Here is a 4,371-nt window from a genome sequence, read left to right as displayed (position 1 = left end):
TGTCAACACCCGGAGCAGCAAAGGACAACACCGATATAACCATCAATGAATATGACGGCTTCAACCAGTTGATAAAAACCTCTACAGGTGACATAACAGCAGAATACACTTACGATGGTAACGGGCTGAGAACATCAAAAAATATAAACGGAATAGTCACAAACCACATATGGGACGGCAATCAAATAATTCTTGAAACAAGCGGAACAGGAGAGGTCACCAGCAAGTATGTGCGGGGGATAAACTTAATTTATTCCGAGGATGGAACAGGTGCAAATAGAAGATTTTTCCTGTATAATGGTCATGGAGATGTTGTTCAGCTTACGGATGCAAGTGGAAGCAGTGTCAAGTCATATGACTATGACGCTTTTGGAAACGAGAAAAATCCAGACGCAAATGATACTAATGTATTCAGATACTGCGGAGAGTATTTTGATAAGGAAACAGGGACTATTTATCTGAGGGCAAGGTATTACGACCCAATGATTGGGAGATTTATTACAGAGGATAGTTATTGGGGGAAGGATAGTGACCCGCTTAGTTTGAATTTGTATACGTATTGCAGGAACAATCCGATTATGTTTATTGACCCAAGTGGGCATGCTCCAGCCACATTCAAGTACAGTGATGGGAAATATGGAGTGTTAGCAGATAATAAATGGAATAATGCTGTAATTTCAGTATTTGGAGCGATACCTTTCGGGTCAAATATTCTACAGTGGATAATTGATAAAGGTGCAGACATTGAAACAATTTCAAAAGATGATATGTTTTCAAGCATAAAAGGAAATTTGGGGAATATATCAGATGCGTTATCACTTGCAGATAGATTGAATAAAGTTAAAATTTTACCTGAGGCTATTAAGAACTCAGGGAAAGCCGTCTCAAAAGTAGCAGGAGCAGTATCATCCATAATAACATTATTTGATGTTGGCTCAGCAATTTTTGGTGATTCAGCGGAAATTAATCAGATAACTGATAGAATGTACGGCTCAATGATAAAATCAGACACCCGTGAGGGAGCAGTTGCTAAATACACAATCTATTCTGGGTTTGTAAAAAAGCTGGTAGATAATGGTAGTATAACTTATAAAACGACTTGGTCTGGGTCTGTAAAAGACCTAAAAATTGATTGGGATAAAGTAAATAGAACAAAAGTTGACCTGGGTTTAGATACTGATTTAGTACAAGAATTATACAAATAAGATTTATAAATGAAAGGTTGAGCTTATGTGGAATAAAGTACTTTTATCAATTCTATTTCTTGTTGTTGGTAATGTAATATGCTTCATTAGGTTAATAGTATTCGGTAGCTTCAATTTGAAAGAATTTAAGTATTTCATTATTGTTATTAATGTTGGGATAATAATTTTTTCAATACTATATATTTCTGGAATAATACTTAAGTAAGTGTTCCAATATTTGGTAAAATCACATTAAAAGCTCCGAAAGAGGCCATATGACTTTTTCGGGGTTTTTAATGTACTGTTTTTTTCTAAAACTTTCAAATATAATCAATAGAGCAACTATTATATTGATAAGTTGCCGTAAAATTTATAGAACATTAATCTATCACACTCTGACTACATTCTTCTGATAGATAAATTATCCATGGGAGGAGTTGAACAAGTATTTCTGATTAGTTATAAAAATCCATGTTTGCATTCCGACAGAGGTCGCAAGTGTCACAAGAAGTCGCATAATATATTGCCGAAAGGCTACCCTATCCATTGGGGTAACCATACTACGACTGGCGTTGATGCGCAAGAGAAAGTGGAAATCCGAGCAGCCTTCAACTGGGATAACTGTGAGGGTATTCTTATTATATTAATGAGATTGAAAAGGCAGGCCAGTGGAATATTCCTGCAGTATATGATTGGGCATATGCTGAAACCACAGGAGTTGATTTGTCAACACCCGGAGCAGCAAAGGACAACACCGACATAACCATCAATGAGTATGACGGCTTCAACCAGTTGATAAAAACTTCTACAGGTGACATAACAGCAGAATATGCTTATGACGGAAACGGGCTGAGAACATCAAAAAATATAAACGGCACAGTCACAAACCACATATGGGACGGCAGCCAGATAATTCTTGAAACAAGCGGAACAGGAGAGGTCACCAGCAAGTATGTGCGGGGGATAAACTTAATTTATTACGAGGATGGAACAGGTGCAAATAGAAGATTTTTCCTGTATAATGGTCATGGAGATGTTGTTCAGCTTACGGATGCAAGCGGAAGCAGTGTCAAGTCATATGACTATGACGCTTTTGGAAACGAGAAAAATCCAGACGCAAATGATACCAATGTATTCAGATACTGCGGAGAGTATTTTGATAAGGAAACAGGGACTATTTATCTGAGGGCAAGGTATTACGACCCGATGATTGGGGGATTTATTACAGAGGACTCGGTTTGGGGTAAGGATAGTGACCCGCTTAGTTTGAATTTGTATACGTATTGTGGGAATAATCCAATTGATTATATTGACCAGACAGGAAATTCTCCAATTGGAATTGATAAAATATGGACTTTAATGTTTGGAAAGGTTGTTGGAGATGTACTATCTATTCCTGAAAAGACCAGAACTGCTGTACTCCTTGCAAAATTAACTCCTCCGTATTGGGCTGCTGTTAAAGCAACTCGAAATGGTGATTATCCTGAAGCGTTTGATATAGGTGGATTTACAAGGGATAAAAATGGGATTTATCATGCCAAACAGGATGCATTATTACAAAGTAAGAAATATGTTGGATATAATGCTCTCTATGACGTAGCATTTAATTGTGCCACAAATATGGATTACAAAATTTTTAATTTTTCTGTTAATGAAGAAAAATATAGATTTTGGTTTTGGAAGGGTGATTACCTTAACCTTGGTGCAGGAGCTGAAGTAGGAATTTATTATGGTGGTGGGCCTCACTGGTTAATAGATAAGAATTTAGCCCTGCCGATGTCGTTAGCTTTGTATGACAAAAAAGGAAACCAAATTTTTACGTGGACGCCGAATGAAAACAACTGGTGGATAACAGGATTTAACCCTAATTATCAGAATGTAAGGGCTTCAGATCTTGTTGTTTATGGAAATATGAATTTTTCACAACATAAAGATTGGTATGATAATTTTAAGAAAACAGTGGATGGTTCTTCCATGTGGGAATTTGACGATAAGAATTATAATGCAAGGTTTAAGTGGTAAATTTTATTTTGTTTTGTAAGGGTTATTAAATGAGCTCTTATTAAACCATGCTAAAAGTATTATTAACTTTATAGAAATTTAAATGGAAAAGGAGAAAATATGATAATTAAAAGATTACTGCCATTTGTGACAATTATCGCACTTTCTTTCACCTTATCATCGTGTAGCTCTTATAGATCGGAAGTACTTTTTAAAGATTATGACAAGATTTCAGATATGCGTTTTCAGAACATCGCTACAGCTCTAGAGAATAAGGATAAGGAAAAGCTTAAAAATATGTTTTCGCCAGGAGTTCTAAAAGAAGCGAAAGATATAGATAGCAATATTGAATATCTAATGAATTTTTTCAAAGGCGAAATTAAATCAAAGGAAGGCTCAAACAATGTTTCAGGTTCAAATGATTATGGTGAAAAAACTAGTGAGCTGAATTGTATGTACATAGTTACTACGGATGTAGATAAGTATTTAGTGTTTTTTGTTGATGAATTAGAAGATACTAAAAATCCTGATAATGTGGGACTTTACATGCTTCAGATAATTAAAGAGTCAGATAGAGAAAAACAGTTTGATTGGGGAGGAGAAAAGACAAGATGTGCAGGTATTTACCACCCCGATAATGCAGAAAGCAAGGGAACAAAATAAAGTGAATAATCGCTAGAGGTCATTGCAGACAAGTATATTTGATGCGCTGGTACACCGGTACAATTTAAATCAATGGGAAGCACTATAAAAGAGCTTACACAATTTGTAAGCTCTTTTATAGTGCAGTGTGTCAGGCAAAGCTGGAGAACACTTGACATTGATTTAAATTCGTATGGGAGTACCAGCTATTTATACCTGGCTAAAGATGGTTGACACTATAACCTATGACGTACTGGGAAGGCTATTGGCCAAATCGGTCGAAAACATTGAAAATCCGACGGTTAACAGCTCATATTCCTATACTTATACCCTGACAGGGAATGTAAATACAATGAATGGCGGAGGAACAGGTACAGCGTATTATTATGATGACCTGGGGCGGTTGGTAAAGGAAGTTCTGTCAAATGGAGTCTCGAAGGAGTACACCTATGATGCGGCCAATAACCGTAAATCACTGCTAGTAAAGCAAAACGGAGCAGTAAAAACAAATACCGCTTATACATATGACAATATGAACAGATTG

At 36.3% G+C, this 4,371-nt stretch carries 4 protein-coding genes; all 4 read left to right on the top strand.

Features of this window, described 5'->3' with window-relative positions; genetic code table 11:
- Nucleotides 1-1,205, top strand: a 1,205-nt coding sequence (locus tag CLHUN_RS22625; protein ID WP_242656589.1) for an RHS repeat domain-containing protein, incomplete at its 5' end; no start/stop codon positions are given.
- Between the two features lie 771 nt (nt 1,206-1,976).
- Complete coding sequence (locus tag CLHUN_RS22620; RefSeq protein WP_133051129.1) at nt 1,977-3,206, top strand: RHS repeat-associated core domain-containing protein; 1,230 nt, start codon at nt 1,977-1,979, stop codon at nt 3,204-3,206.
- A gap of 99 nt (nt 3,207-3,305) precedes the next feature.
- Nucleotides 3,306-3,848, top strand: a complete 543-nt coding sequence (locus CLHUN_RS21235) for a DUF5104 domain-containing protein (protein ID WP_080066689.1) — start codon at nt 3,306-3,308, stop codon at nt 3,846-3,848.
- Between the two features lie 172 nt (nt 3,849-4,020).
- Nucleotides 4,021-4,371 (top strand): RHS repeat domain-containing protein (locus CLHUN_RS21230; RefSeq protein WP_165755824.1); only part of this gene is annotated, 351 nt, incomplete at its 3' end.

The organism is Ruminiclostridium hungatei (assembly GCF_002051585.1).
In the GTDB taxonomy this organism is placed as follows: domain Bacteria; phylum Bacillota; class Clostridia; order Acetivibrionales; family DSM-1351; genus Ruminiclostridium; species Ruminiclostridium hungatei.
Note: the sequence above shows the minus strand (reverse complement) of the source record. Positions and strands in the feature narration are given on the sequence as shown.

Bases quoted from the DNA above. Each gene is read 5' to 3' on its own strand.
- CLHUN_RS21235 (WP_080066689.1), top strand. From the start codon at position 3,306: ATGATAATTAAAAGATTACTGCCATTTGTGACAATTATCGCACTTTCT.